General features: G+C 67.3%; 26 protein-coding genes. 16 read left to right on the top strand and 10 right to left on the bottom strand.

Translation table 11 applies throughout. From position 1 onward, the window contains the following. Position 1: 1 nt before the first annotated feature. From A5648_RS06335 to A5648_RS06260, 16 genes are all read left to right on the top strand, one after another. Positions 2 to 469 carry an acyl-CoA thioesterase gene (locus A5648_RS06335; RefSeq protein WP_065023721.1) on the top strand — a complete coding sequence of 156 codons (468 nt, stop codon included), beginning with the start codon at positions 2 to 4 and terminating at the stop codon, positions 467 to 469. A gap of 34 nt (positions 470 to 503) precedes the next feature. Then, a complete protein-coding gene (locus tag A5648_RS06330) occupies positions 504 to 953 on the top strand; it encodes an SRPBCC family protein (protein ID WP_065023720.1) in 450 nt (149 codons plus the stop codon). Next, complete coding sequence (fadD5, locus tag A5648_RS06325) at positions 950 to 2,557, top strand: fatty-acid--CoA ligase FadD5 (RefSeq protein WP_065023719.1); 1,608 nt, start codon at positions 950 to 952, stop codon at positions 2,555 to 2,557. The genes A5648_RS06330 and fadD5 overlap by 4 nt, the downstream gene beginning before the upstream one ends. 298 nt (positions 2,558 to 2,855) lie before the next feature. Continuing rightward, positions 2,856 to 3,593 (top strand): MlaE family ABC transporter permease, encoded by a 738-nt coding sequence (locus tag A5648_RS06320; protein ID WP_109401185.1) that lies wholly within the window; start codon positions 2,856 to 2,858, stop codon positions 3,591 to 3,593. A gap of 1 nt (position 3,594) precedes the next feature. Beyond that, a complete protein-coding gene (locus A5648_RS06315; RefSeq protein ID WP_064856337.1) occupies positions 3,595 to 4,464 on the top strand; it encodes an ABC transporter permease in 870 nt (289 codons plus the stop codon). A 5-nt stretch (positions 4,465 to 4,469) separates the two neighbouring features. Further along, positions 4,470 to 5,684 (top strand): MCE family protein, encoded by a 1,215-nt coding sequence (locus tag A5648_RS06310; protein WP_065023829.1) that lies wholly within the window; start codon positions 4,470 to 4,472, stop codon positions 5,682 to 5,684. After that, complete coding sequence (locus tag A5648_RS06305; protein WP_065023718.1) at positions 5,681 to 6,709, top strand: MCE family protein; 1,029 nt, start codon at positions 5,681 to 5,683, stop codon at positions 6,707 to 6,709. Before A5648_RS06310 ends, A5648_RS06305 begins: the two co-directional genes overlap by 4 nt. Continuing rightward, complete coding sequence (locus A5648_RS06300; RefSeq protein WP_065023828.1) at positions 6,706 to 8,310, top strand: MCE family protein; 1,605 nt, start codon at positions 6,706 to 6,708, stop codon at positions 8,308 to 8,310. Before A5648_RS06305 ends, A5648_RS06300 begins: the two co-directional genes overlap by 4 nt. Continuing rightward, positions 8,307 to 9,872 (top strand): MCE family protein, encoded by a 1,566-nt coding sequence (locus tag A5648_RS06295; protein WP_065023717.1) that lies wholly within the window; start codon positions 8,307 to 8,309, stop codon positions 9,870 to 9,872. Before A5648_RS06300 ends, A5648_RS06295 begins: the two co-directional genes overlap by 4 nt. Continuing rightward, entirely contained in the window at positions 9,872 to 11,041 is a 1,170-nt protein-coding gene (locus A5648_RS06290; protein WP_234787307.1) for an MCE family protein, read from the top strand. The genes A5648_RS06295 and A5648_RS06290 overlap by 1 nt, the downstream gene beginning before the upstream one ends. Continuing rightward, a complete protein-coding gene (locus tag A5648_RS06285) occupies positions 11,035 to 12,627 on the top strand; it encodes an MCE family protein (RefSeq protein WP_065023715.1) in 1,593 nt (530 codons plus the stop codon). Before A5648_RS06290 ends, A5648_RS06285 begins: the two co-directional genes overlap by 7 nt. Then, a complete protein-coding gene (locus A5648_RS06280; RefSeq protein ID WP_065023714.1) occupies positions 12,597 to 13,271 on the top strand; it encodes a hypothetical protein in 675 nt (224 codons plus the stop codon). Before A5648_RS06285 ends, A5648_RS06280 begins: the two co-directional genes overlap by 31 nt. Then, complete coding sequence (locus A5648_RS06275) at positions 13,268 to 14,215, top strand: RDD family protein (protein ID WP_065023713.1); 948 nt, start codon at positions 13,268 to 13,270, stop codon at positions 14,213 to 14,215. The genes A5648_RS06280 and A5648_RS06275 overlap by 4 nt, the downstream gene beginning before the upstream one ends. Then, positions 14,212 to 14,757, top strand: a complete 546-nt coding sequence (locus tag A5648_RS06270) for a mammalian cell entry protein (RefSeq protein WP_065023712.1) — start codon at positions 14,212 to 14,214, stop codon at positions 14,755 to 14,757. Before A5648_RS06275 ends, A5648_RS06270 begins: the two co-directional genes overlap by 4 nt. Then, a complete protein-coding gene (locus tag A5648_RS06265; protein WP_065023711.1) occupies positions 14,724 to 15,431 on the top strand; it encodes a mammalian cell entry protein in 708 nt (235 codons plus the stop codon). Before A5648_RS06270 ends, A5648_RS06265 begins: the two co-directional genes overlap by 34 nt. Before the next feature lie 3 nt (positions 15,432 to 15,434). Beyond that, on the top strand, positions 15,435 to 16,100 hold the full coding sequence (locus A5648_RS06260; protein ID WP_065023710.1) for a YoaK family protein: 666 nt from the start codon (positions 15,435 to 15,437) through the stop codon (positions 16,098 to 16,100). 83 nt (positions 16,101 to 16,183) lie between these two features. Here the strand turns inward: A5648_RS06260 and A5648_RS06255 are convergent, their stop codons facing one another. The 10 genes from A5648_RS06255 to A5648_RS06210 are packed head-to-tail and all read right to left on the bottom strand — an operon-like array spanning position 16,184 to position 26,667. Continuing rightward, positions 16,184 to 16,969 carry a mannan-binding family protein gene (locus A5648_RS06255; protein ID WP_065023709.1) on the bottom strand — a complete coding sequence of 262 codons (786 nt, stop codon included), beginning with the start codon at positions 16,967 to 16,969 and terminating at the stop codon, positions 16,184 to 16,186. 10 nt (positions 16,970 to 16,979) lie between these two features. Continuing rightward, a complete protein-coding gene (locus A5648_RS06250; protein WP_065023708.1) occupies positions 16,980 to 17,534 on the bottom strand; it encodes an Mce protein in 555 nt (184 codons plus the stop codon). A 21-nt stretch (positions 17,535 to 17,555) separates the two neighbouring features. Beyond that, the gene (locus A5648_RS06245; protein ID WP_065023707.1) at positions 17,556 to 18,806 is read right to left on the bottom strand and encodes an MlaD family protein; all 1,251 of its coding nucleotides are present in this window, start codon (positions 18,804 to 18,806) and stop codon (positions 17,556 to 17,558) included. After that, complete coding sequence (locus A5648_RS06240) at positions 18,803 to 20,014, bottom strand: MCE family protein (protein WP_065023706.1); 1,212 nt, start codon at positions 20,012 to 20,014, stop codon at positions 18,803 to 18,805. Before A5648_RS06240 ends, A5648_RS06245 begins: the two co-directional genes overlap by 4 nt. Positions 20,015 to 20,052: 38 nt before the next feature. Next, positions 20,053 to 21,198, bottom strand: coding sequence for an MCE family protein (locus tag A5648_RS06235; protein WP_428844313.1), 1,146 nt, complete (start codon positions 21,196 to 21,198; stop codon positions 20,053 to 20,055). A gap of 32 nt (positions 21,199 to 21,230) precedes the next feature. Further along, positions 21,231 to 22,268 carry an MCE family protein gene (locus A5648_RS06230; protein ID WP_234787303.1) on the bottom strand — a complete coding sequence of 346 codons (1,038 nt, stop codon included), beginning with the start codon at positions 22,266 to 22,268 and terminating at the stop codon, positions 21,231 to 21,233. Positions 22,269 to 22,272: 4 nt separating this feature from the next. Further along, positions 22,273 to 23,364, bottom strand: coding sequence for an MCE family protein (locus A5648_RS06225; RefSeq protein ID WP_065023704.1), 1,092 nt, complete (start codon positions 23,362 to 23,364; stop codon positions 22,273 to 22,275). Further along, entirely contained in the window at positions 23,361 to 24,938 is a 1,578-nt protein-coding gene (locus A5648_RS06220) for an MlaD family protein (protein WP_065023703.1), read from the bottom strand. The genes A5648_RS06225 and A5648_RS06220 overlap by 4 nt, the downstream gene beginning before the upstream one ends. Beyond that, positions 24,938 to 25,795 carry an ABC transporter permease gene (locus tag A5648_RS06215; RefSeq protein WP_065023702.1) on the bottom strand — a complete coding sequence of 286 codons (858 nt, stop codon included), beginning with the start codon at positions 25,793 to 25,795 and terminating at the stop codon, positions 24,938 to 24,940. The genes A5648_RS06220 and A5648_RS06215 overlap by 1 nt, the downstream gene beginning before the upstream one ends. A gap of 2 nt (positions 25,796 to 25,797) precedes the next feature. Beyond that, a complete protein-coding gene (locus A5648_RS06210) occupies positions 25,798 to 26,667 on the bottom strand; it encodes an MlaE family ABC transporter permease (RefSeq protein ID WP_065023701.1) in 870 nt (289 codons plus the stop codon). Between the last annotated feature and the right edge of the window lie 255 nt (positions 26,668 to 26,922).

Raw genomic sequence — 26,922 nt, 5'->3', positions numbered from 1 at the left:
CATGAATGCCGCGGTCCCGCCTGCCCCGGAAGGGTTGACCAGCCAGGACTTTCCGGTGCACTGGCCGGTGCTGACCCGCTGGGCCGACAACGACATGTTCGGCCATCTCAACAACGCGGTGTACTACCAGCTGTTCGACACCGCGATCAACGGGTGGATCGCCGCCAACGCCCCCGACGTCGATCCGGTCGGCATGCCGGAGCTGGGGGTGGTGGCCGAGTCGGGCTGCCGTTTCCTGGGCGAACTGGCCTTCCCGGACCGGCTGGCGGTCGGGCTGGCGGTCACCCGGCTGGGGCGCAGCAGCGTCACCTACCGCCTGGCGGTGTTCCGGGCCCCCGATGAAGAGGCAGACCCGGCCCCGCTGGCCGCGCTCGGGCACTGGGTGCACGTCTACGTCGACCGCAGCACCCGGCGACCGGTGCCGATCCCCGACGGCATCCGGGCACTGCTGGCCACCGCCCAGGTCTAGCGTCGCGCGGTTCGCCGATGGATATGCTCGCCCAATGCCGCTCGTGAGCAAGACCGTCGAAGTCGCCGCCGACGCCGCCACCGTCATGGGGATCGTCGCCGACTTCGAGGCGTACCCCCAGTGGAACGACGAGGTCAAAGGACTGTGGGTGCTGGCCCGCTACGACGACGGCCGGCCCAGCCAGCTGCGCCTGGACGCCTCGTACTCGGGTTTCGACGGCACCTTCATCCAGGCGGTGTACTACCCCAGCGCCACCCAGATCCAGACCGTGCTGCAGCAGGGCGACCTGTTCAGCAAGCAGGAGCAGCTGTTCTCGGTGGTCGAGATCGGGGCCACGTCGCTGCTCACCGTCGACATGGACGTCGAGACCGAGATGGCGATGCCCAAGCCGATGGTCAAGAAGGCCTTTAGCAACGTCCTGGACTACCTGGCCGACAATCTCAAACGGCGCGCCGAGGAACTGGCGGCGGGAGGGTCCAATTGACCCACCCGGCAACCGATCCCGCTGAGCAGCCGTATCGAGCCCGACGCCAGAACTGGGTCAACCAACTGGACCGGCACGCGCTGATGCAGCCCGACGTCCCGGCGCTGCGGTTCCTGGGCCGGACCACGACGTGGGCGCAGCTGCGGAAAAGGGTCGGCGCGCTGGCCGACGCCCTGAGCCGCCGCGGTGTCGGCGCCGGCGACCGGGTGATGATCCTGATGCTCAATCGCACCGAATTCGTCGAGACGGTGCTGGCCGCGAACATGCTGGGCGCGATCGCCGTCCCGGTGAACTTCCGGCTCACCCCGTCCGAGCTCGCCTATCTGGTCACCGACTGCGAGGCGCGGGTGCTGGTCACCGAGACGGCGCTGCTGCCGGTGGCCCTCGGCGTGCGCGAGCTGACCGACACGCTGGAAACGGTGGTCGTGGCCGGCGAGGCCGGCGAAGGGCTGATCGCCTATGAGGACCTGATCACCGAGACCGGGCAACCGCACTCGCCGGTGGACATTCCCGACGATTCGCCGGCCCTGATCATGTACACCTCGGGCACCACCGGCCGGCCCAAGGGCGCGGTGCTCACCCATACCAACCTCACCGGCCAGGCCATGACCGCCCTCTACACCGCCGGGACCGGTCAAGGCGACGTCGCTTTCATCGGGGTGCCGTTCTTCCACATCGCCGGCGTCGGCAACCTGCTGCCCGGCATGTGGCTGGGTATTCCGACGGTGATCAATGCGCTCGGTGCGTTCAACGCCGGCCAACTGCTCGACGTGCTGTCCGCCGAGAACGTCACCGGCATCTTCCTGGTGCCGGCCCAGTGGCAGGCGGTCTGCGCCGAGCAGCAGGCCAATCCGCGCGACATCCGGTTACGGACCATGTCCTGGGGTGCCGCCCCGGCGTCGGACACCCTGCTGCGCCAGATGGCCGAGACCTTCCCGGACACCAAGATCCTGGCGGCATTCGGGCAGACCGAGATGTCGCCGGTCACCTGCATGCTGCTGGGCGAGGACGCCATCCGGAAGCTGGGCTCGGTCGGCACCGTCATCCCGACCGTCGCCGCGCGTGTGGTCGACGAGGACATGAACGACGTCGCCGTCGGTGAGGTCGGGGAGATCGTCTACCGGGCCCCCACCCTGATGAGCGGCTACTGGAACAACCCGGAAGCCACCGCCGAGGCGTTCGCCGGCGGCTGGTTCCACTCCGGGGATCTGGTCCGGATGGACGCCGAAGGCTATGTCTGGGTGGTCGACCGCAAGAAAGACATGATCATCTCCGGCGGCGAGAACGTGTACTGTGCCGAGGTGGAGAACGTGCTGGCCGGTCACCCCGACATCGCCGAGGTCGCCGTGATCGGCCGCCCGCACGAGCAATGGGGCGAGGTCCCGATCGCGATCGCCGCGGTCACCCGGCCCGGTCTGGCCTTGGCCGACCTCCAGGACTATCTGACCGAGCGACTGGCGCGTTATAAGCACCCGAAGGCGCTCGAGATCGTCGACGCCCTGCCGCGCAACCCGGCAGGGAAGGTGCTCAAAACCGAACTGCGCATTAACTACCGAACGGCCCCCGGAGCCGAGTCGGTCACCGCCACAACCGATACCGGCTAGCGCCCTACCGTTGAGGTGGCGGCACGTTACTGTCCGGTAGCGAACCTGTGTAGGTTGCGCCGAATCGATGCCATCCTCACGCAGTCATCAGGTATGGTCCGATGGTCGCCAACGGCACCTTGGGCCGCTATGGTGACGCGGGTCTCGTAGGAACATGGACGGACGGAGAAGCCACTGTGCGACGCGATCCCTTGCTGCGTCGTGACGCGGGGTCTCCGGTGAGGGGGTTGTTGTGACGGCTCCTGCGCGTCCCCGCCTGGCTGATTTCGCCCGTGATCGGCTGCTGCCGCCGCTGGTGATGGTCGGCGGGTTCTTCCGGATGTGCGCGCTGACCGCGCGTGCGCTGTTCGTACCGCCGTTCCAATGGCGCGAGACGCTGCAGCAGGGCTGGTTCATCACCAGTGTCGCCATCATCCCGACCATCGCGGTCGCCATCCCGCTGACCGTGCTGCTGGTCTTCACCCTGAACATTCTGTTGGCGCAGTTCGGTGCTGCCGACGTCTCCGGCGCCGGTGCGGGCATCGCGGCCGTCACCCAGCTCGGGCCGTTGGTCACCGTGCTGGTGGTCGCCGGCGCCGGCTCCACCGCGATCTGCGCGGACCTGGGCGCCCGCACCATCCGCGAGGAGATCGACGCGATGGAGGTGCTCGGCATCGACCCGATCCACCGGCTGGTGGTGCCCCGGGTGATCGCCGCGACCGTGGTCGCGTTGTTGCTCAACGCTCTGGTGATCGTGATCGGCCTCGCCGGCGGCTTCCTGTTCGGTGTCTACCTGCAGAACGTGTCCGGCGGCGCCTATCTGTCGACGCTGACCTTGCTGACCGGGTTGCCCGAGGTGGTCATCTCAACGGTTAAGGCCAGTGTCTTCGGGCTTATCGCAGGCTTGGTCGGTTGTTATCGGGGTCTTACCGTTCGGGGCGGGTCCAAGGGGCTCGGGACCGCCGTCAACGAGACGGTGGTGCTCTGCGTTCTTGCGCTGTTCGCCGTGAACGTGGTGCTGACCACCATCGGCGTGAAGTTCGGAACGGGGACCTGACATGTCGACATCGGCAGTGCTGCGGGGCCGGTTTCCCGGCCTGATCGCGAACTATCACCGTTACGTCGGGGCGGCCGGCCGCTCCCTGGAGAAGAGCGGCCAGCTCGGCTGGTTCTCGGCGACCGCCGTGCGTCAGATCCCCTGGGCGCTGCGGCGGTACCGCACCGAGACGCTGCGCCTGATCGCCGAGCTGGGCATGGGCACCGGCGCGATGGCCGTGATCGGCGGCACCGTGGCCATCATGGGGTTCGTGATGCTGGCCGGCGGCTCGCTGATCGCCATCCAGGGCTTCACCTCGCTCGGCAACATCGGGGTGGAGACCTACACCGGTTTCGCCGCGGCGCTGGTCAACGTCCGTGTCGTCGGGCCGGTCAACGCCGGCATCGCCCTGGCCGCCACCGTCGGAGCGGGAGCGACCGCCGAACTCGGGGCGATGCGGATCAGTGAGGAGATCGACGCACTCGAGGTGATGGGGATCAACTCGATCTCCTACCTGGTGTCGACCCGGGTGGTGGCCGGCTTCACCGTGATCATCCCGCTGTACGCGCTCGCGCTGATCATGGCGTTCGCCTCACCGCAGATCGTCACCACGCTGTTCTTCGGGCAGTCGTCGGGAACCTATGAGCATTACTTCCGGACCTTCCTACGCCCCGACGACGTGTTCTGGTCGTTCCTGGAAACCATCCTGATCGCCGTGGTGGTCATGATCACGCACTGTTACTACGGGTTCAACGCCAGCGGCGGCCCGGTCGGCGTCGGCGCCGCCGTGGGCCAGTCGATGCGCCTGTCCCTGGTCACGGTGCCCACTGTCGTGCTGCTCGCAGCGTTGGCGCTCTACGGCGTCGACCCCAACTTCAACCTGACGATGTGACGGCCATGGCAACCGGGAAGCAGAACAAAATCCAGAGCCCGCCCTACAAAGTGGCGGGGGTGGTGACCTTCGCCGTCCTGGCGCTGATCGTGGGGCTGGTGTACGGCCAGTTCCGCGGGTCCTTCACCAAGACGACGTCGTTGACCATGGTGGCGCCGCGTGCCGGTCTGGTGATGGACCCGGGCGGGCCGGTGACCTACAACGGCGTCCAGATCGGGCGCGTGGCCAGCATCGCGCCGACGGAGCGCGACGACAAGCCGGCGGCGAAGTTCACGCTCGACGTCGACCCGCAGTACATCAAGCTGATTCCGTCGAACGTAAAGGCCGACATTCTGGCGACCACGCTGTTCGGCAACAAGTATGTGTCGCTGACCGCGCCGGAGCACCCCACGCCTGAGCGCATCAGCACCAAGCACATCATCGCGACCTCGGTGACGACCGAGCTCAACACGCTGTTCGAGACGATCAACAACCTCTCGGACCACATCGACCCGATCAAACTGAATCTGACCCTGCATGCGGCCGCCGAGTCGTTGACCGGGTTGGGCGACAAGCTCGGCGAGTCGCTGGTCAACGGCAACAAGATTCTCGACGACGCCAACGCCTACATGCCGTCATTGCGCCGCGACCTCAAGGGCTTCGCGAACCTGGGCGAGATCTACGCCGATGGAGCACCGGATCTGGTCGGGTTCATGGAGAACTCGATCCCTGCGGTCAAGACCATCACCGCTCAGCAGAAGGAACTGGACGCCGCGTTGCTGGGCGCCGCCGGCGTCGGCAACCTCGGGGCGGACGTCACCAACCGGTTCGGGCCGTACTTCCGCCGGCAGTTCTCCGACCTGGTGCCGGTCTCGGCCCTGCTCGACGAGTACAGCCCGGAGCTGTTCTGCGCCATCCGCAACCTTGCCCAGGGCGCCCCGAAGGTCTACGAATTCCTCGGCGGCGGTGACGGTTACGCCCTCGACACGGTCAGCGAGCTGGTCAGCCCGGCCAACCCCTACATCTACCCCGATAACCTGCCGCGTTACAACGCTCGCGGCGGCCCCGGCGGTGCCCCTGGCTGCTGGCAGGAGATCACCCGCGACTTCTGGCCGGCGCCTTACCTGGTGGCCGACACGGGAGTCAGTCAAGCGCCCTACAACCACTTTGAATCCGGATCGCCCTTCGCCGTTGATTACGTCTGGGGCCGTCAAGTCGGGGAAAACACGATCAACCCATGAACATCACCAGAACCGCACTCAAACTCGGCGCCGTCGGCTCGGTGCTGCTGCTCTTCACGGTCGGCTTGGTCGTGGTGTTCGGCCAGGTCAGGTTCGACAGGACGGCCGGCTACTCCGCCGAATTCACCAATGCCAGCGGCCTGCGGGAGGGACAGTTCGTCCGCGCCTCCGGCGTGGAGATCGGCAAGGTCAAGAAGGTGCGCCTGGTCGACGGCGGTCGCCGGGTGGTGGTGGACTTCAACGTCGACCGGTCACTGCCGCTGTACCAGTCCACCACCGCGCAGATCCGCTACTCCGACCTCATCGGCAACCGCTACCTGGAGCTCAAGCGGGGCGAGGGCGAGGGTGCCGACCAGCGGTTGCCGGTGAACGGGTTCATCCCGTCCGCCCGGACCGAACCGGCACTGGACCTGGACGCGCTGATCGGCGGTTTCAAGCCGGTGTTCCGGGCGCTGGACCCCGACAAGATCAACACCATCGCGTCGACCATCGTCACGGTCTTCCAGGGCCAGGGCGGCACCATCAACGACATCCTGGAGCAGACCGCACAGCTGACCTCGCACATCGCCGAGCGGGATGCGGCGATCGGCGAGGTGGTCAAGAACCTGAACGTGGTGCTGGACACCGCGGTTCGGCACCGCCAGACCTTCGACGAGACCGTCGACAACTTCGACAAACTCGTCAAGGGTCTCAACGCCAACAACACCACCCTGGCCAACGGCACCGCCGAATTCGGTAACGCCGCCGGCAATCTGGCCGACCTGCTGGCCGACAACAGGAAGCAGTTGCACAGCTTGTTCCCGGAGGCGGGCCCGGAGCCGCCCGACCGGATGGCTGACGTCGAGGCGCTGTTGGAGAAGATTCCGCGGGCGCTGAAGCTGATTGGACGCACCGGTGTCTACGGTGACTTCTTCAACTTCTACATCTGTGACGCCACCATCAAGCTGCCCGGTCTGCAGCCCGGCGGGCCGGTGCGCAACGTCCGGTTGTGGCAGCAACCGACCGGGAGGTGCACGCCGCAGTGAGGACCCTGGAACCGCCCAACCGGGCACGGATCGGAGTCATCGGCGTCGTCACGTTGGCGCTGGTGACGCTGGTGGGGCAGAGCTTCACCACGGCGCCGATGCTGTTCGCCGAGCCGAGCTACTACGGTCAGCTCTCCGACACCGGCGGGCTGACCGCCGGTGACAAGGTGCGCATCTCGGGCGTGGACGTCGGCAAGGTCCAGGACCTGTCGATCGAGAACGACCATGTGCTGGTGAAGTTCTCCGTCGGCGCGCACCCGATCGGCAGCGACAGCCGGATCGGGGTCCAGACCGACACCATCCTGGGCCGCAAGGTCCTGGCGATCGAGCCTAAGGGTGAGCGCCGGATCGCGCCGCAGGGCGTGCTGCCACTGGGGCAGAGCACCACGCCCTATCAGCTCTACGATGCGGTCTTCGACGTCACCAAGGCCGCCTCCGGCTGGGACATCGACACCGTCAAGAAGTCGCTGAAGGTGCTGTCGGAAACCGTCGAAGAGACCTCGCCGGACCTGAGCGCCGCGCTCGACGGTGTCGCGAAGTTCTCCGACACCATCGGCAAGCGCGACGAGGAGATCACCCACCTGCTCGCGCAGACCAACGAGATCGCCACCGTACTGGGCAACCGCAGCGGCCAGATCGACGCCGTGTTGCGCAACACCCAGACTCTGCTGGCCGCGTTCAACCAGCGCAGCCAGGCGATCTCGGCATTGCTGGGCAACATCGCCTACTTCGGCGAGCAGGTTCAGGGCCTGGTCCGGGACAACCCGAATCTGGATCTGAGCCACGTGTTCAATGAGGCCGCCAACATCACCGACATGCTGGTGCGGCGCAAGGGCGAACTGATGGAGATCTTCACCATCTTGGGCAGGTACCTGACCATCGTCAACGACGCGGTCGCTTCGGGGCCCTACTTCAAGGTCTCCACCTTGAACCTGATCCCGTTCTGGATTCTGCAGCCGTGGGTCGACGCCGCGTTCAAGAAGCGGGGTATCTCGCCGGAGGAATTCTGGCGCAATGCCGGCCTGCCGGAGTTCCGCTACCCCGATCCCAACGGGACCAGGTTCGCCAACGGTGCGCCGCCGCCTGCTCCGCAGGTGCTCGAGGGCACCCCCGAGCACCCGGGGCCGGCGGTCGCACCCGGCTCGCCGTGCTCCTACGCGCCGGCGGCCGGAATGTTCCCGACCCCGGGCAACCCGCTGCCGTGCGCGAACCTGGACCCGAACGCCGGGCCGTTCGGCCCGAGTGGTCCCTACCCGGGTCCGGTGGATGTGCTGACCTCGCCGCCGAACCCCGACGGCATCGGCTCGACACCCGGCATCTCGATCGCCGGCCGGCCGGGCGAGACACCGCCGCTGGTGCCCGGTACTCCGGTCCCCATGCCCGACGCCAACCCCGGGGCACGCTCCGAACCGCTGGGCCCGATGCCCGGACCGGCTCCGGCCAACCCGGGCGCGGCACCGCCGCCTCCGGCGATGGCACCCGGCCCGCCCGCTCCGCCCGGACCGGGCAACCAGTTGCCGGCACCGTTCATCACGCCCGGCGAAGGCGGAAACAGCCAGCCCGGTGGTGGCGGCGGCGCAAGAGGGAGTGAGCGGCCGTGAGTACCGTCTTTGATGTTCGCAACCTGCGACTGCCGGAGCGGTCCCGGACGACGGTGATCGTCGGATCACTGCTGTTGGTGCTGGCGCTGCTGGTCGGCTTCGGCGGCGTGCAGCTGTTCCGCAAGCTCAACAGCACCACCGTGGTGGCCTACTTCCCGCAGACCGACGCGCTCTACCCCGGCGACGCGGTGCAGATCATGGGTGTCCGGGTGGGCGCGATCGACAAGATCGAGCCGGCCGGCGACAAGATGAAGGTCACGCTGCACTTCAACAACAAGTACAAGGTGCCCGCGGACGCCAAGGCGATCATCTTGAACCCGACTCTGGTGGCGTCGCGGACCGTCCAGCTGGAGCCGCCGTACCGGGGCGGGCCGGCGCTGGCCGACAAGGCCGTCATCCCGGAGGAACGCACCGAGGTCCCGGTGGAGTGGGACACGCTGCGCAACGACGTCACCAACATCATCAACAAGCTGGGCCCGACACCCCAACAGCCGAAGGGGCCGATCGGCGAGGCCATCGAGTCGTTCGCCGACAGCTTGAGCGGCAAAGGCAATCAGATCAACAACGCGTTCGACAGTCTCTCGGACGCGCTGACCGCGCTGAACAAGGGCCGCGGCGACTTCTTCGCGGTGGTGCGCAGCCTGTCGCTGTTCGTCAAGGCGCTCGACCACAACGACCAGCAGTTCGTGGCGCTCAATCGCGACCTGGCCACCTTCACCAACAACCTGACCGGCACCGACCAGGACCTGGCTAAGGCCGCCGACCAGTTCTACGCGACGATGACGATCATCAAGGCGTTCCTCAACCAGAACGCCGACCCGCTGGTCAGAACGATCAACAACGCGGAGCAGGTGACGACCGCCATCACCCAGCCGGACGCGCTGGACGGTTTCGAGACCTCGCTGCACGTGCTGCCCAACGTGCTGGCCGCCGTGGGCGAGATCTACCACCCGGCGCAGGGCGCGGTCACCGGTTTTCCGGTGCTGATCAACTTCGCCAACCCGATGGAGTTCATCTGCAGCGCGATCCAGGCCGGTAGCCGGCTGGGCTACCAGGACTCCGCGGAACTGTGTGCGGAGTACCTGGCGCCGATCGCCGATGCGATCAAGTTCAACTATCTGCCGTTCGGTATCAACATCTGGACCAACGCCTATACGACGCCGAAGCAGATCGCCTACTCCGAGCCGCGGCTGCAGCCGCCACCCGGGTACAAAGACACCACCGTCCCGGGTATCTGGGTGCCCGACACCCCGTTGTCGCACAAGAACTCCCAGCCCGGCTGGATCACCGCACCCGGCATGCAGGGTGTGCAACCCGGTCACGACACCGAGCGGCTGTTGACGCCGGAGTCGCTGGCTCAGTTGATGGGCGGCCCGGACCCGGCGCCGGTCCAGTCGCAGTACCAGACGCCGCCCGGCCCGCCGAACTCCTACGACACCGAGCCCGGCCCGCTGCCCTACGTCGGTCTGCCTCCCGGCCAGGCGCCGATCCCGCCGCCCCCGCCGGGACCCAACGTGATCCCCGGCCCGGTCGCACCGCTGCCCCCGCGAGGTGAAGGCTGATGAGACGCAGTATCGCGATGAAGACGGTCAGCCGGCGCGGCTGGCAGGCCCTGGTGCTGCTGATGGCCACCCTGACGCTGACCTCGTGCGGCAGCTGGCGCGGTATCGCCAACGTGTCGTTGCCGGGCGGTCCGGGCAGCGGCCCCGGTGCCTACACGGTCTACGTCCAGGTGCCGGACACCTTGGCGCTCAACGGCAACAGCCGGGTCCTGGTCGCCGACGTCTTCGTCGGCGCGGTCGAGCACATCGAGCTGAAGAACTGGGTCGCGACGCTCAAGCTGAAGCTGAACAAGGACGTCCACCTGCCGCGCAACGCCACGGCGAAGATCGGCCAGACCAGCTTGCTGGGTTCGCAGCACATCGAGTTGAAGTCGCCGGAGAACCCGGAGGGCGAACTGCGCAACGGCGACACCATCGCACTGAACAATTCGTCGTCGTACCCCACCATCGAGCGAACGCTCGCCGGTCTGGCCCTGCTGCTGCAGCGCGGCGGATTGTCGGACCTGGACACCATCACCACCGAGTTCGCCGCGCTGTCCAACGGGCGGGCCGACCAGATCCGGGCGTTCCTGACCAAGCTCGACACCTTCGTCGCCAACCTCAACGACCAGCGCGAGGACATCACCCGGGCGATCGACTCGTCCAACCGGTTGCTGAGCTACTTCGGTGCCCACAACGACACCATCGACAAGGTCCTGACCGACTTCCCGCCGCTGTTCCAGTACTTCAACTCCCAGCAGCAGATCTTCATCGATGCGATCGGAGCGCTGGGTGCGATGGGCGCCTCGGTCAACCAGCAGATCGCACCCGCGCGGGGTGATCTGAACAAGGTGCTGACGAATTTCCAGTGCCCGGGACGCGAGCTGCGCAAGGCGTCGCCGTACATCCCCGACCTGCTGCAGGTGATGATCACCGCGCCATATCACGTCGACGGTGCCTTCAAGGCCGTCCGCGGTGACTTCATCAACACCTCGCTGGTGGTCGACCTCACCTATGCGTCCATCGACAACGCGATCCTGACCGGAACCGGCTTCTCCGGGATGCTGCGGGCACTGGAGCAGTCGTTCGGCCACGACCCGGAGAAGATGATCCCGGACATCCGGTACACGCCGAACCCCGCTACCGCCCCCGGTGGCCCGTATGTGGAAAGGGCTGACCGGAATTGCTGAAACCACAGATTAAGCGTCAACTGGTCATCTTCACCGTCCTGACCGCGGTGGCGTTGCTGGTGTTGGGTGTCTACTACCTGCGGTTGCCGACCCTGGCGGGCCTCGGCCAGTACACGCTGAAGGCGAATCTGCCGGAGGCCGGCGGTTTGTACAAGACCGCGAACGTCACCTACCGCGGCACCATCATCGGCAGGGTCACCGCCGTCGAGCCCACCGAGACGGGTGCGCAGGCGACGATGCAGATCTCCAGCAAGTACAAGATCCCCGCCGATGCCAGCGCCAACGTGCATTCGGTGTCGGCGATCGGTGAGCAGTACCTGGATCTGGTGTCGACCGACAACCCGGGGCAGTACCTGAAGCAAGGCCAGACGATCACCAAGGGCACGGTGCCCTCGGCGATCGGGCCGGCGCTGGACACCGCCAATCGTGGTCTGGCCGCGTTGCCGGCCGGCAAGATCTCGGCGCTGCTCGACGAGACGGCGACGGCCGTCGGCGGGTTAGGCCCGTCCCTGCAGCGGCTCGTCGATTCGACGCAGTTGATCGTCAGTGACTTCAAGGCCAATCTCGACGACGTCAACGACATCGTGAACAAGTCGGCACCGATCATCGAAAGCCAGGTCGATTCCGGCGACGCCATCCATCAGTGGGCGCGCAACCTCAACGTCCTGGCCGGCCAGGCGGCCAGCCGCGATGAGACGGTGAAGCACATCATCCATGAGCTGCCGCCGCTGATCGATCAGGTGCACACGCTGTTCAGCGAGACCAAGGACTCCCTGCCGCAGCTGATGGCGAACGCGTCGATCCTGACCGAGATGGGCAGACGCTACAACCGCAACACCGAGCAGGCGCTGGTGTTCCTGCCCCAGGCCGGCTCGATCATCCAGACCGTCAGCTCGGTCTTCCCCGGCCGGGCGTTGCTCGACGTGGCCCTCGGCGCGTTCCCCGGTCCGGTCTTCCCGATTCCCGTTCCGGGCCTGAGCTTGAACTACCCGCCGCCGTGTCTGACCGGTTATCTGCCGGCTTCGGAGTGGCGGGCGTTCGCCGACACCAGCCCCGCCGAGCTCCCGGACGTCTCCTGCCGTATTCCGCAGGACACCCCGGCCAACAACGTGCGCGGTGTGCGCAACATCCCGTGTGTGGACGTGCCCGGCAAGCGGGCGCCGACTCCCAAGGAGTGCCGCAGCGACAAGCCGTACGTCCCGATGGGCACCAACCCCTGGTACGGCGACCCGAACCAGATCCGGAACTGCCCGGCGCTGGGGGCGCGCTGCGACCAGCCGGTCGAGCCGGGTCACGTGATCCCGGCGCCGTCGGTCAACACCGGCCTCAACCCGCTGCCGGCGGATATGGTGCCACCGACACCGCCGCCTGCGAACGACCCGTTGACCCGGCCGGGCACCGGTAGCGTGCAGTGCAACGGGCAACAACCGAACCCCTGCATCTACACTCCGGGCGGGCCGCCGACGGCGATCTACAATCCGCAGAGTGGCCAGGCGGTGGGGCCAGACGGCGTCGAATACTCCGTCGAGAACTCGATGAACATAGGAGACGACGCATGGAAGGGGATGCTGGCGCCGTTCCAGTGACCACGGACGGGGAACAGCAGACCGCAGACACCGCTGATAACGCCGATCTCCAGGATGGCCCGGAGGCAGCGGACGAGGACACCACAGCCGACGTCACGTCGGCCGAGCCGGTCCAGGCCGACCCGGAGGAGACGGAACCGACGCCATCCCGCCTCGGCCGACGCCAGCTACTGGGGATCTGTGCGTTGCTGGTGCTGTTGGCGGCCGGTCTGACGGCTCTCGGATACCTGAGCATGCGTGATCACGCGGCGAGTCAGGTGATGGCACGGGACAACGCCGAAGCCATCGAGGCGGCGAAATCGTGCGTGCTGGCGACCCAGGCCCCGGACCCGGGTGATGTGTCGCTGTCCCAGGAGAAGATCTTCAACTGTTCGGCTGGGGAGTTCCGCACTCAGGCCGCGCTGTACGCCCAGATCCTTCCGCCTGCGTACCAGGCGGCGAAGGTCCAGGTCGAGCTCACCGAGATGGGCGCCGCGGTGGAGCGCAACAACCCGGACGGCTCGGTCGACATCCTGGTGGCATTCCGGATCAAAGTCGACAATGTCGAGGCCAAGGGCCGCGAGGCCGGCTACCGGTTGCGTGCCCAGATGGTCCGCGAGGACGGCCAGTACCGGATCGCCAAGCTCGACCAGGTGGCCCGGTGACCGAAGCCGTTCTCGACGCGCCGGCCGGCCCGCCGGCGCGGTGGCGTAGCCGCGTCATCGCCTACGCGGTCGACCTGCTGCCCGGGGTGATCGTGGTGACGGCGATGGCCCTGGCGGCACTGAGCTTCTCGAGCGGCGGGCCATGGTGGTGGGTCGCCATGACACTCCTCGGGGTGGTGATCCTGGCGACCGCGATCAACCGGGTGCTGCTGCCGGCCATCACCGGGTGGAGCCTGGGCCGCGCGTTCGCCGGACTCGAGGTGGTGCGCGGCGGCGGAACCACCGAAGCCGTCGGCGCCGGACGGTTGCTGGTGCGCGAAGTGGCGCATCTGCTGGACGCCGTGTTCCTCGGCTGGCTTTGGCCGTTGCGCGACCGGCGCGGGCGTACCTTCGCCGACCTGGTGGCGCGCACCGAAGTGCGACCGGCGAAGCTGCGAGTGCCGCCGGCGAACAACCGGCTGCGGGCGATGGCGGCCTTCGTGGCCGCAGCCGTTCTGAGCCTTGCCGGTGCCACCGCTGTCTACGCGGTGGTCTACCGGACAGAACACAACGCGGATCAGGCCCGCATCGAGATCGCCCGCCAGGGCCCGAAGATCGTGGCGGACATGTTGTCCTACGATCCCGAGACCCTGCAGGATGACTTCGACCGCGCGCAGGCGCTGGCCACCGACAAGTACCGCGAGCAGCTGGTGCCCCAGTTGGACGCCATCCGCAGCGCCAAGCCGGTGCCGAACTTCTACCGGGTCACCGACGCGGCGGTGCTCGACGCCGCCAAGCGCCGCGCGACCATGCTGCTGTTCCTGCAAGGCCAGCGCGGCACCGCCGGAAAGGAGCGGTTGATCAGCGCCACCGTGCGGGTGGTGTTCGCCAAGGTGCAGGACAGCTGGCGGGTGGACGATCTGTCCGTCGTCAGCAAGCCGCTGCCCGCCGAGGGGGACAAATGAGTCCGCGTCGTCGGGTCCAGGCCGAGGACCAGCCGCTGTTCGTGGAGCGCACGGTGCCCGATCGGCGGCTGAGGACGGTGATCGCAGGTTCGCTACTGATCGGCGTCGCCGCGATCGCGATCTGCGCCGCGACGCTGTTCAGCCATGAGCAACACCGCAGGTCGGCGCTGCGCGACGTCGACGCGCTGGCCGCGGTCCAGTCGTTCATGACGATGTTCACGTCGCCGGATCCGTTTAACGCGAACGATTATCTGGCAAACGTCCTCGACCACGCGACCGGGGACTTCGCTCAGCAATACCAGGACAAGGCCAACCAGATCCTGGTTGCCGTGGCGCGCAGTGAGCCGACCACCGGAACGGTGATCGCGGCCGGTGTCGAGCGGTGGAACGACGATGGCAGCGTCAGCATGTTGGTGGCCGTCGAGAACAGCGGCAAGTCGCCGGACGGTAAACATGAGGTCAAGGCCGCAACTCGCTGGCTGGCGACGGCGCAGCAGGAAGGGGACCAGTGGAAGATCAGCAATCTGAACCAAGTGCTGTGACCGAGACCGGCCCCGAGGCGTCGGACGAGCTGGAGCTCGATCCCGCCGCCGAACCGGCCGGCGAGAAGTCGGCCGACGCTACCGAAGCCGAGCCGGACGGCGAAGCCGAGGCCGAGTCTGAGCCCGAGACCGCGGTGGACGCCCGCCGCGGGCGCCGCAAGCTCGGCCTGCGGATCGCGGTCGCGGCGTCGGCGGCGCTTTTCGTCGGGTCTGCGGCGTTCGCGGCGGCCGCCGCACAGCCGTATCTCCTCGACCGGGCCGAGGTGGCCACCAAAATCGACGTCGCCCGCACGGCAGCCCGAGCGATCCACACGCTGTGGAACTACACGCCGGAGAACCTGGACACCCTCCCGGACCGGGCGGCGGTCTACCTCAGCGGCGATCTGGAAGCCCAGTACCGCAAGTTCATCGCTGCGATCGCCGACAGCAACAAACAGGCCAAGGTCACCGACAGCACCGAGATCGTCGGCGCCGCAGTCGAATCGCTGAACGGCCCCGAGGCCACCGTGCTGATCTACACCAATACCTCGGCCACCAGCGAACTGTCCAAGACCATCCCGCAGATCAAGTACCTGACCTACCGGCTGTACATGAAACGCGATCAGAATCGCTGGGTGGTCACCAGGATGCCGACGATCACCTCGCTGGATCTCACCCCGCGGTTCCAGAGCTGACTCATGCCGGTCACCTCGCCGCTGTCGCAACGGCGCACGGTGACGGCATTACTGCTGCTGACCTTCGCCACCGGCCTGGTCGACGCGGTCAGCGTGCTGGTACTCGGCCGGGTGTTCGTCGCGAACATGACCGGCAACGCGATCTTTCTGGGCTTCCTATTCGTCGCCCACGCCGGCATCGATCTGACCGCGGCGGCCGTGGCGGTCGGCGGGTTCCTGCTCGGAGCGATCGCCGGCGGCCGCTTGGTGCGGGCACTGGGACAGCGACCCCGGACCTGGGTCACCACCGCCTTAGGCATCGAGGTGGCGCTGCTCCTGGCGCTGGCCGCACTGGCCGGGTTCGGGGTGCTGCGCTACCACGACGCCAGCAAGCTGGTTTTGATCGTCGGCCTCGCGGTGGCATTCGGCATGCAGAACTCGACGGCGCGCCAGTTCGGCATCCAGGAGCTCTACACCACGGTGCTCACCTCCACGATCGTCGGAATCGGGTTGGACAGCAGGCTGGCCGGCGGGACCGGCCACCGCGAAAAGCTGCGCTACGGCGTGGTATTGACGATGATCGGCGGCGCCACTGTCGGCGCGACGCTGTCCCATGTGGCGGTGGCGCCGGTGATCGCGCTGACCGCGGGCGTGGTCATGGTGAGCCTGCTGCTGTTCCGCTACGGCTAGCCCCTCTTCGCACGAGATTGCGACCATGCAGGGAAATCGACGAATTCGCCTGCGCCAGTGCAATCTCGAGCCGGAAGCGCTGCTCAGACCCCGCCGTATTCCGGGCGCAGAATCGAACTGAGCGCCGCTAGCGGGATGTGCGCCTGGACGTTGCCGCCGTCCATGTACCACTGCATCTGGTTGTACTGGATCGGCGAATCGTGACTGACCGGATAGTCGGGCATGTACAGGATCAACTCGTCGGGGGTCAACGCCCACGACCGGTAGCCGCCGGAGAACACCTTGTCCGGGGTGAACCGCTCCGGGACGAACGGGTAATCCCCGGGCCGGTGCTCCCAGAACGCCCGGTCGAGTGCCTCGACGATGTAAGGCTCGCCGAGTTGCGGGATCGTCGCGAGTGGGTCCACCCCGGGCTTGGTGATGTCGGCCAACTGCAGCCGGCGGCCGCCGGCCCCCATGTCGAAGGTGAACGTGCGGTAGGCGTTGTTGATGTAGGGGCCGTCGGAGTGATAGTCCTCGTGGAAGACCACCGTCAGCGCGTTGCCGTGCTGAAAGATCTCGAAGTTCTCGTTGCCCCAGCTGTCGACGACCATCGAGGCGCCCTTGGCACGCCAGTTGGTGAACAACTTCGACAGGTAGTCGCGAATCGGCGGGCCCGCCACCGGGTGGTCGACCAGCTCCGGCGGCACCGCCATCCGGATATAGCGGGTGGCCAGCCGCTCGGAGCGCACGTCGGTGCTGCAGAAGTGCCCGTCCCAGTCGCCGCCCAGCCCGCTGCAGAAAGACGGGGCCGAGGCGCCGGCCTCGGGTGCGGCGCACACCATCAGCGCCGCCGCCGTCATCCCCGTCAGTAGCCGGGTCGCCCACATAGCTTGCCTCCTAGGGCAATTCGACTTTGCTCGCCAACCATCGACCGTCGACCTTCTGCATCGTCATCTTCATCCGGCTGCGGTCCACCCGCGGGTCCGGGCGGGTGGTGTTGCTAACCGTCTGATTGACCATCAACAGCACCACGACGGTGTCAGTGGACTCGGACTGGACGGCCGAATCCACTACGACGCCTTGGGCCGACGCCTTGTTGTCGATCAGCAGCTGGCGCAGCTCCACACTGGCCTTGGTGTAGGTGTCCTTGAAATCCCCGGTCGCGCCGTTGAGCACCGCGGCGAAATCGTCGTCTACCCTGTCGGAGTCGATGCTGGTCAACACTTGGGCGTAGTCCACTGCGGCGCGTTGCCCGGCCGCGGCGGCGGCGGCGACCCGATGCTGCTGCCACAGCTGGCAGCCCAACCCGGCGACCAGACCGAAGATCACCAGGTAGGCGACTGCGACTCCCGCCATCGCCGGCGTGCGGCGCCGGGAGCGCACCGGTCGAGCCGGCTCCGGCACTTCTTCGGGCAGGTCTTCGGCGGTATCCGGTTCGTCAGCGGTGCTCACCGCGGCGTCTCCTTTGAAACATCAGCGTGGTGGATCGATCAACAGCGGCGGCCCGCCGTACTCGAGAGGAATCGTGTAGCGGCCCTTGGGGGTTGGATCGGTGGTCGCGGCCAGGTCCGCTCCGGGCGGCGGGCCCGCGGTGTCGTCGCCCGGTGGGCGTGGCGCATTGTGAGCGCCGCGCACCAGCACCGACTGGTCGGTGTCGCGGCAGTAGCCGTACAGGAACGGTTCGGGAAAGTCCGCTGCCGACGGGTTGCGCCGCGGCGTCCCGTAGTCGCAGGTGTAGCGCGGGTAGATGTCGACGGTCGCCCACATCCCGTCCTCGTGGATGGCCGAGCTGAGCGCCTCCACCGTCGAACCCCGGTAGTTGGGGAACAGCGCGTTGAGTGCCGGTGTCCGCACATAGAGCAGCTGCGCCGTGGTGACCAGGTTGCCCAGCAGCCCAACCATGGTGTCGGAGTTGTCGTCGAAGAGGCCGTCGACCGACGACAGCATCGCCGGTGACTGATCGACCAGTTGCCGGTAGCCGCCGATCATCGGGTTGACGCCTTTGAGCACCTTGTCGAGATTGTCCGACGTCGCGGCCAGACCGTTGTTGACGTCGCTGAGCATGGTCAGCACTACCCGGCTGGTCTTCAACAGGCTCACCGTCTGCGGCAGAACCGAATCCAGGGTCGACAGCAGGAAGGTACCGCCGTCGACGATGTCGGTGAGCTTGCGCGGGCCGTCCTCGGAGAGGCTGAGTTCGGACTTGATCAGATCGAGCTTGCGCGGGTCGGTCTGGGCCAGCATGCCGTCGGCGTCGGCGAGCAGCTGCGAGATCGGGATCGGCGTGGTCGCCTGATCGCGGGCGACCACGCTGCCGCCGGACAGGAACGGGCCGGTGTTCGATGGCGGCTCGAAGTCGATGTACTGCTCGCCGGCGGCTGACAGACCGGAGACCCGCACCGTGCTGGCCGCCGGGATCTTGATCGTCGAGGCGATGTTGGCGACCGCGTCGACCCCGTTCGGTGTGACCCGTAACGACTCGATCCGGCCCACCGGTACCCCGCGCACCGACACGTCCTGGTTGGCCAGCAACCCGCCGGAATCCGGCAGCGCGATCGTGATCTGGTAGGTCGAGCGCGCCGGATTCACCTGCAGTGCCCCGACGAGCAGGTAGGTGGTCGCCACTACCAGTGTCATCGCCAATGCGAGCCCGGACAGCAGGTTCTTGCGCCGGTAGCCGGCGCGGACCAGGGCCACCAGATGCCGGCTGAGTGCCTCGATCATGGTTTCGGCCCCGGTGTCGGCGGGCCGGGCTCGGCAGCGGCCAACTCTGCTTCCGCCGGGGTCGGGGGTATCGGCGGACCGACCGCCGTCCACGGCTCCTGCCCCATGTCGGAGTCCGGCCCGCGCCCCACCACGCGTTCTTGGAGCCGCCACAGCGCGTACTTGATCGAGCCGGCCATCTTGGCCCAGTCGTAGCGCTTCGGGCCGTGAAACGCCGGGTCGCCCTTGAACCCGGCATCGGGCATCGAACCCCACACCAGGCGGTCGATGCTGGCGTGCACCGAAACGCCAGAGCCGACAGTCATTTTGACGATCGGTGCGACCAGCCGGTTCAGCGCGTACAGGCTGGTGTTGGGATCGGTGGCCACATCGTTCCACGCGCCGGCGACCGTGTTGGCGTCCTTGATGAAACTGTGCCCGGAATCGTCGGTCCCGGCGATCGAGGGGAACCGGGCCAGCTGCCGGCTGGTCGCGCCGAGTTGCTCGACCAGGTCGGCGAGCTGGCTGGTGTTGTCCACCAGCGTGTCGGTCGCCGGAACCGCTGCGTTGAGGACGTCGGTGAGCGCGGCGCTGCGCGCATCGAGTTGGTCGGCGAGTCGGCTGGTCTCGCGCAGTGCCGTCTCGATCTCGCCGGAACGGGCGTTGAGTTTCGTCAGCAGTTCGTTGGACTGGTTGATCAGCTTGCCGAAGGCCTTGCCCTGGTCGCCGGTCGCCTTTCCGGCTCCGTTGACGATATTGGTGAAGTTCTGCACCGCCCCGCCGTTCACCAGCAGCGCCGCCGAGCTCAGCACCGACTCCACGGTGGCCGCCGACGCGGTGGACTCCAGCCCGATGGTGTCGCCGTTTTTCAGCAGCGGCGCCGACGGGTCGAGGGGCACCGGCGGCTTGATCGCCACGAACACATCACCCAGCGGTGTCGCCGAACGCAATTCCGCGGTGCTGCCCACCGGAATCCGGGCACCGTCCATGATGCGCAGCGTGGTGACCGCGGTGTAGTTGCGGGCCGCCATCGACTCCATCTGGCCGATGTCGGCACCGGCGAGCTTGACCTTGGCGTGCCCGGGCAGGTTCAGTGCGTTGGCGAACACCGCGGTGATCAGATAGCCCCCGCTGCCGATGCCCGGCGCCGGCAGCGGCAGGCTGTTCAGACCACTGGTGCCGCAACCCGCCGCCGACGAGGTGATGACCGCACTGCACAGCAATGCCATGGCCGTCCTCGGTGCCCGTTTGCGTCGTAGTCTCACGTCTACTGTCCCATCATCGAAAGGCCGTCGAGGACGTAGGTGAGGCCGAAGTCCGGCCCGTAGTCAGCCAAAGTCCCCGTTCCGCAACCCAATTGCCGAAGGTGCATCATGTTGCACAGCTCCTTGGTGCTTTGGCTGTCGACGAGAATCTTGTCGGCCAGGGCGTGCAGGCGGACCGCTCCGTTGTTGGTGTCGACGGTGTTGTAGATGTTCTCCAGGGTCAGCGGCAGCAGGTTGATGAGCTCGGCCAGGTCGCGCTGCTTCTCCACCAGGGTGGTCACCGCGGTGTCGCCGTTGAGGACGGCCTGCTTGAGGTGGTCGCGATTGGCCTGCAGCAGCGTCGTCGCCTGGGTGACGATCTCGTTGAACTTGCGGCCGGTACGCCCGGTCCCGAAATCCTCGTTGGCCAGCATCTGACTCAACTGGCGTGTGGTGGAACCGAATTGGCGCAACTTCGCGTCATTGCGGGCCGCCGCGTCCATCAGCGAGCTGAGATTGGTGATGATCGTGGTCAACTGATCACCGGTCGTCTCGCCGCGGTCGGCGCTCAGTTGCAGGGCGCGCGACAACTCGCTCAGCGCGGATTTGATCTTCTCGCCGTTGCCGTCGGCGATATCGGCGCCGGCGTTGATCACGTCGGCCACCGGGCCATTGCCCTTGCCGTCGCCGCCGAGTGATCTGGAGACTTTGTCGAGCATGTCCAGCACGCGATCGAAGGCCACCGGTGTCCGGGTGCGGTTCAGCCCGATGGTGGTGCGGTCGGCCAACACCGGGCCGCCCGCATACGCCGGGGTCAGCTCGATCTGCCGCGCGGTGAGGATCGAGGTGTTGATGGTCACGGCGTGCACGTCGGCCGGGATCTTCACATCGCGGTCGACGGTGAACTCGGCCTCGACGTATCCCCCCTTCGGGGTGACCTTCTTGACCTTGCCGACCGGCATCCCGAGCACCGCGACCACGTTGCCCTCGTATAGCCCTGCGGCGCTGTCGAATTGGGCCGTGACGGTGATGTGTCCGCCGAACGGGCTCATGTAGTAGGCCGCGGCGGCGACGACGGCCAGCGCCCCGGCGATCAGGGTGGCAAGCATCGCCCGGACGCGGCGCCGGCTGGTGACGGCGTTGCCGTTACCGGTGCCCGGTTCTTCTATCGGCTCGTCGGCGAGGACGGCCGGTGCCGCGCTCATTTGCAGTCCTTGAAGTACTCGATCATGCCGAACTGCTTGGCGCGGCCGCTGATCGCGCACATCCACGAGTCGATCGCGATGCCGTTGCCGGCGAAGAACTCGATACCGGGGCCGTAGCCGGTGGCGTTGGTCAGGCCCCGCAAGGGCGGCGGCGCGGACTGGATCAGGCTGCGCAGCAGATCGTCATGCTGGCCGAGCATGTCCGACAGCGCACGCAGGTTGACCAGCATGTCGTCGAGCATCACCCGGTCGTTGACCACGACGTTGTTCAGGTTGCCGGTCAGATTGGTCAGCGCAGCCAGCATGGCGTGGAAGGTGTTCTGCCGCGCCACCAGCTCTCCGATGAAGTCCTGGCCCTGATCGACCAGGTTTCCCAGGCTGGTCTGCTGGTTGCGCAGTGTGGTGGCCACCCGCTGGGTGCTGGCGAGCAGGGTGCCGAGCTGATCGCGCCGGTCGGCGGTGATCTTGGACAGCGAGTGCAGATTGGCCATCGCTTGCGGAATCACCGGCGGGAGCCCGCTCAATTGTTGGCCGAGCACGGCCAGGGACTGTCCGAACTGGTCGGAGTCGACCTGGTCGAACGTCGTGGTGGCGTCCTCCAGCAGCGACTCCAGGGAGTAGGGCACCTCGGTGTGGGCGAGGGTGATGCGTTTGCCGGGCAGTGAGCCTGGGCCGTCGGGCTCCAACCGCAGGTAGCGCGAGCCCAGAATGGTCATCACCTGGATCGTCGCCCGGGTGTCCTTGCCCAGCGGGATGTCATTGCGCACCGTCAGGCCGGCTTCGACGTGGTCACCGGCCAGGCGCATGCTCGATACCCGGCCCACCTCGATGCCCGCGACCACGATCGGGTTGCCGGGGGCCAATGCGGCGGCCTGGGCGAACTCCGCGGTGTAGCGGGTGTAGCCGAAGCCGAGCACCTTGACCAACAGTGCCGCGGCCACGACGACGGCCACCACGGCCAGTGCCCCGAACCCCAGCCAGGTGGTGTTGTAGGACTCCAGCGGTCGCGCGCGCCACTGACGGACGAACTTCATGGCGCTACCCATCGGCGGTGTTCCTGCATCTCGGCGTGTGCCACGCCAGGTTCTCCCCGGTTATCGGGCGGGCATTGCCCGGGGTGGCCGCGTTGACGATGATCGTGGTGATGTCGTTGAAGCCGGGGAAGAAGCCGGTCGCATTCAGGTCGCACAGGTAGGCGTTGCCGTAGGCGCCGTCTCCGAACGCTCGGCCCAGGCCCTTGAGCACCAGGGGCAGGTTGGCGCCGGTGAACGCCAGTTGCGGTTCGATTCCGGCCATGTGCTTGGTGAAACCGGGTTCCCGGTTGATCATCTCCTCGAAGGACGGGAAGACCTCGTCGGCGATCCGCGACAGCTGCCGCGTCACCTGGGCCAGCGAGCCGACCGAGGACTGCAGGGCCGGGCGACGCGCATCGAGGTCGGCGACCGCGGTCCGCGCCTGGGTCAGCGCATGGTCGAGCTGATCGTTCTGCCCGGCGATGGTGCCGGTCAGCCTGTTCAGGCTGGTGATGAGGTCACCGAGCACCTCGTCGCGCCCGGCCAGTGTCGCGGTCAGCGTCGACGACTGATCCACCAGTGCGGTGATCGAGGCCTGGTCGCCCTGCAGCGACTGCAGCACGCCCTTGGTCAGATCGTCGGCCTGTTTGGGATTCAGCAGCGACATCAACGGTTTGAACCCGTTGAGCAGGGCGCCGACGTCGAAGGACGGTTCCGTGCGCTCGACCCCGATCACGCTGCCGCGCGGCAGGATTCGTTCTTGGCCGGGGGCGCCCTCGCTGGCACCGAGCGACAATCCGAGGTAGCGCTGGCCGATGATGTTCTGATACGTCACCGACGCGACGGTGTTGCTGTAGAGCTTCTGGTCGCTTTGGACGATGAACGAGACGCTCGCGAGTTTCCCGTCCAGTTCCACCTTTTCGACCCGGCCCACCCGAACCCCGGCCATCCGGACGTCGTCGCCTTCGCGCAGCCCGTAGACGTCGGTGAACACCGCCGCGTAGGGCGTCGTCGCGCCGGCCACGTCACGGCGCAGCGTGGCATAGACGAGCCAGGTCAACACCATCGAGATGACCATGAACACAGACAGCCCGACCAAGGGGCCCCGGAATCTCATTTGTGGCCACCGCCTTTCGCCGGCGCCGGGACGAACGAGACCGCCGAGCCCCGCGCGACCGGACCCAGCAGCAGCTGGGTGGCCACCGAGGCCGGCTCGCTCTGACCGGTGACGAGCCCGGCGATCAGACCGAGCTGATTGCGTTCGGCCTGACTGCCGACCGGCCCGACATTGCCGCCGAACGACGCCGGCGCCGCCGGCTGCCACTCCGGGGCGTGCGGCTGGGCCGGGATGATCGGGCTCGGCGGGGGCGGGGGAGCAGGGTCGAGCGGGTCGGCGGTGCTGGGCACCCGCGGGAAGGGCCCGGTCCACCACGGCAGCGGAGGATTGGTGTCCTCGAGGCCGCGGTTGGGGTCGACCAACGGCGGCCCGACAGCGCGCAGCTTCCCGTCGGGGCCGATCTCGGTGCCCGCCGGCGGCTCCAGGCCGGCGGGGAAGTTGTAGTTCTGCGGCAGCATGTTCTCGGGCAGCTCGGGACGCACCGAGATCATCGGCGCGGTGAAGCAGCTCGGGCCCTTCACGTCGCCGTACTGCGGGCAGTCCGCCCGGGTGTAGGTGTGCATCGGGGTGAAGGACAGGTTGGCGCGCATGTTCCTGGTGACCAACTTGGGGTCGTAGAGCTGGTCGAAGAACTTGTCGGAGAGCCGGTTGACCCGGGTGAAGATCGGAACGAACTTGTCGGCGTTGTTGGCCAGCACGCCGATGACGGGCGTGAGGTCATGGGTGATCTGGATCAGCTGATCGGTGTGGTTGTCGAGGGCTTCGCGGGTGACACCGACGGTGTGCTGGCTGCCGGCGACCAACGAGGCCAGCTCGGCGCGCTTTTCGGCGAACGCCCGCATCGGCTCGACGGCCTGGTGCAGGGCGTCGACCAGGTCGGGGGCGCTTGCTTGCAGGCCGTGGGTGGCATCGAGTAGCGCCGAGACCGTCGACGGCCCGGGGTCGGTGGCGACGATGCCGTTGAGCTGATCGAGCAGCCGGGACATGTTCGCGCCGGCGGCCAGCAGCTTGACGCGCCGATTATCGGTGGCCGCGCCGACGGCGGCCAGAATGCCCAGGCTGTGGTCTTCGCGGCTGCGGCCGGTGGCGGCCAGGATGTCGCGCAGCTTGGAGACGGTGGTCTGGAAGATCACCGTCGACAATTCACCGTTCTCGGCGATGTGCGTGCCGTCCCGGATGGTGGGCCCGCCCGTACCGGAGTCGACCAGCTGAATGGACGACACCGCGAAGACGTTCGAGGGCACCACCCGGGCGGTCACCGACGTCGGGATGTCCTTGGCGTAGTCGGGTTTGAGGTTGATGTGCACGTAGTTGGGTTTGCCGTAGGCCGCCGGGACCACGTCGGTGACGTTGCCGACCAGCAGGCCGTGGTACTTGACGTCGGACTGGGCGGGCAGGCCGTCGCCGACGTTCATCAGGTCGGCCACCACCCGCACGTAGCTGTTGAGCATGCCGGTGGACTTGGCCAGCAGGCCCGCGGTGACCAACGCGATCACCGCGAGAACCGCGACCCCGGCGCCCAGCAGTTGGCGTTCGGAGGGGCCGCGCCCGTCGAGGTCGAGTGAGTTGCCCATCAGCCACCGAACCTGGCGCCGGCGTCGATGCTCCACAACGCCATCGTCAGCAGCATGTTGACCATGATCACGATCGTGATGGAAGCCCGCATGGCGCGGCCGGCGGCTACGCCGACGCCTTCGGGGCCGCCGGAGGCGTAGAAGCCGTAGTAACACTGCACGGTGGAAGCCAGCCAGACGAACACCACGCACTTGATCACCGAGTAGACGATGTCCTTGCCGCTCAGCATCATCGTGAAGTAGTGCAGGTACGGCCCGATCGAGCCGCCGCTGATGACGCCGGTGACCACCTGACAGGTCAGGTAGGTGATCGCCAGGCAGGCCACGTACAGCGGGATCACCGCGATGGTCGCGGCCAGCAGCCGGGTGGTGACCAGGTAGGGGATGGGTTTGATCGCGATCGACTCGAGGGCGTCGATCTCCTCGGCGATCCGCATCGCGCCCAGTTGTGCGGTGAAGCGGCAGCCGGCCTGCATGGCGAACGCCAGCGACGCCATGATCGGCGCGAGCTCGCGGGTGTTGACCAGCGAGGAGATGATGCCGGTCGCCGGACCCAGACCGAGCAGGTTCAAGAAGTTATAGCCCTCGATCGCCACCAGGGCGCCGGCGGTGAATCCGAGCACCACGGCCACCCCGGCGGTGCCGCCGCCGACCACGATGGAGCCGTTGCCCCAGGCGATGTCGGAGAGCAGCCGCAAGAACTCCTTGCGGTAGTGCCGCAGAACGGTCGGGACACCGGCCGCGGCCCGGCCGAAGAAGACCAGCATGTGCCCCAGCCGGACGGTCGGGGCGGATGCCGTCCGGTAGGCGCGCAGCAGTGGGCGCGCGATCGCCGGGACGTACGGGGAGACCGCCATCTCTACAGACCCGTCCGGGGATACAGCACGTTGTAGAGCTCGCTGATGCCGACGTTGACGATCATCAGCACCAGGATCGACTCGACCACCGACGCGTTCACCGAGTTGGCGACGCCGGCCGGCCCGCCCCGGGTGGACAGCCCCTTTTGGCAGGACACCACCGCGACGATCGCGCCGTAGACCACCGCCTTGATCAGCGCGACGATCATGTCGCCGGTCGTGGCGAACGAGGAGAACGTCGCCACGAAGCTGCCGGGCGCGCCCTTCTGGAAGTAGACGTTGAACAGATAGCTGGCCAGGAATCCGACGAAGCAGGTGATCCCGGTCAAGGCGACGCCGATCATGATGGCTGCGGCGAAGCGCGGCACGACCAGGCGGCGGATCACCGAGACGCCCATCACCTCCATGGCGTCGGTCTCCTCGCGCATGGTGCGCGAGCCCAGGTCGGCGGTGATCGCCGAGCCGACCGCGGCGGCCATCAACATCGCCGCCACCAGGGACGCGGCTTGGCGGATAACGGCCAGCCCGGCAGCCGCGCCGGCCAGTGACGTCGCCCCCACCTGGTTGGCCAGCAGGGCGAACTGGATGGACAGGGTCACCCCGATGGGCAGCGCCACCAGCACCGTCGGCAGCACCGCGGTGTTGGCCATGAACGCGCTCTGCCGGACGAACTCGCCCCACTGGAACCGGCCGCTGAACAGATCGGTGAAGAAGTACTGCACGGTGCGCACGGCCAGCACGCACTGCTCCCCGACGGTGGTCAGTGATGCCAGCGGGTGGCGGTTGACGTAGCCGACGGTCCAGTCCTCAATGGCGGCCACCCCGTCGAGGGGCGCCGTATCGCCGGATTCACGTTGACCTTGGGTGGTCATCGGTCGCCGACCGTGCACTTGCGACCACCGACGGTCGGCGATTCCGCGCTGGGCCGATGATCCATGGCGGACATGGTAGCCACCGTTCTTACTCCAAGGTAGGGTTCGGCGATTCCGGCACCGACGGGTGAAGGAACCGGTGGGATGTGCGGCGCGGCGGTCCGCACAGAACTCATCGGACGTCGGTGCGGCGTTTCATCCGGCCATGATGTCGGAGACCGTGCCCCGGCAGCAGCGCTTCGAGCAACATGACTC

Origin of the sequence: Mycolicibacter sinensis (assembly GCF_001673565.1) — a bacterium.
In the GTDB taxonomy this organism is placed as follows: domain Bacteria; phylum Actinomycetota; class Actinomycetes; order Mycobacteriales; family Mycobacteriaceae; genus Mycobacterium; species Mycobacterium sinense_C.
This window is presented reverse-complemented; position numbering and strand designations above follow the sequence as displayed.

Excerpts from the sequence above, each read along its gene's own strand:
- A5648_RS06335 (WP_065023721.1), top strand. The coding sequence starts at position 2 with ATGAATGCCGCGGTCCCGCCTGCCCCGGAAGGGTTGACCAGCCAGGAC.
- A5648_RS06330 (WP_065023720.1), top strand. The coding sequence starts at position 504 with ATGCCGCTCGTGAGCAAGACCGTCGAAGTCGCCGCCGACGCCGCCACC.
- A5648_RS06320 (WP_109401185.1), top strand. The coding sequence starts at position 2,856 with ATGGTCGGCGGGTTCTTCCGGATGTGCGCGCTGACCGCGCGTGCGCTG.
- A5648_RS06315 (WP_064856337.1), top strand. The coding sequence starts at position 3,595 with ATGTCGACATCGGCAGTGCTGCGGGGCCGGTTTCCCGGCCTGATCGCG.
- A5648_RS06310 (WP_065023829.1), top strand. The coding sequence starts at position 4,470 with ATGGCAACCGGGAAGCAGAACAAAATCCAGAGCCCGCCCTACAAAGTG.
- A5648_RS06305 (WP_065023718.1), top strand. The coding sequence starts at position 5,681 with ATGAACATCACCAGAACCGCACTCAAACTCGGCGCCGTCGGCTCGGTG.
- A5648_RS06290 (WP_234787307.1), top strand. The coding sequence starts at position 9,872 with ATGAGACGCAGTATCGCGATGAAGACGGTCAGCCGGCGCGGCTGGCAG.
- A5648_RS06280 (WP_065023714.1), top strand. The coding sequence starts at position 12,597 with ATGGAAGGGGATGCTGGCGCCGTTCCAGTGACCACGGACGGGGAACAG.
- A5648_RS06270 (WP_065023712.1), top strand. The coding sequence starts at position 14,212 with ATGAGTCCGCGTCGTCGGGTCCAGGCCGAGGACCAGCCGCTGTTCGTG.
- A5648_RS06260 (WP_065023710.1), top strand. The coding sequence starts at position 15,435 with ATGCCGGTCACCTCGCCGCTGTCGCAACGGCGCACGGTGACGGCATTA.
- A5648_RS06255 (WP_065023709.1), bottom strand. The coding sequence starts at position 16,969 with ATGTGGGCGACCCGGCTACTGACGGGGATGACGGCGGCGGCGCTGATG.
- A5648_RS06245 (WP_065023707.1), bottom strand. The coding sequence starts at position 18,806 with ATGATCGAGGCACTCAGCCGGCATCTGGTGGCCCTGGTCCGCGCCGGC.
- A5648_RS06240 (WP_065023706.1), bottom strand. The coding sequence starts at position 20,014 with ATGGCATTGCTGTGCAGTGCGGTCATCACCTCGTCGGCGGCGGGTTGC.
- A5648_RS06230 (WP_234787303.1), bottom strand. The coding sequence starts at position 22,268 with ATGAAGTTCGTCCGTCAGTGGCGCGCGCGACCGCTGGAGTCCTACAAC.
- A5648_RS06225 (WP_065023704.1), bottom strand. The coding sequence starts at position 23,364 with ATGAGATTCCGGGGCCCCTTGGTCGGGCTGTCTGTGTTCATGGTCATC.
- A5648_RS06220 (WP_065023703.1), bottom strand. The coding sequence starts at position 24,938 with ATGGGCAACTCACTCGACCTCGACGGGCGCGGCCCCTCCGAACGCCAA.
- A5648_RS06215 (WP_065023702.1), bottom strand. The coding sequence starts at position 25,795 with ATGGCGGTCTCCCCGTACGTCCCGGCGATCGCGCGCCCACTGCTGCGC.
- A5648_RS06210 (WP_065023701.1), bottom strand. The coding sequence starts at position 26,667 with ATGACCACCCAAGGTCAACGTGAATCCGGCGATACGGCGCCCCTCGAC.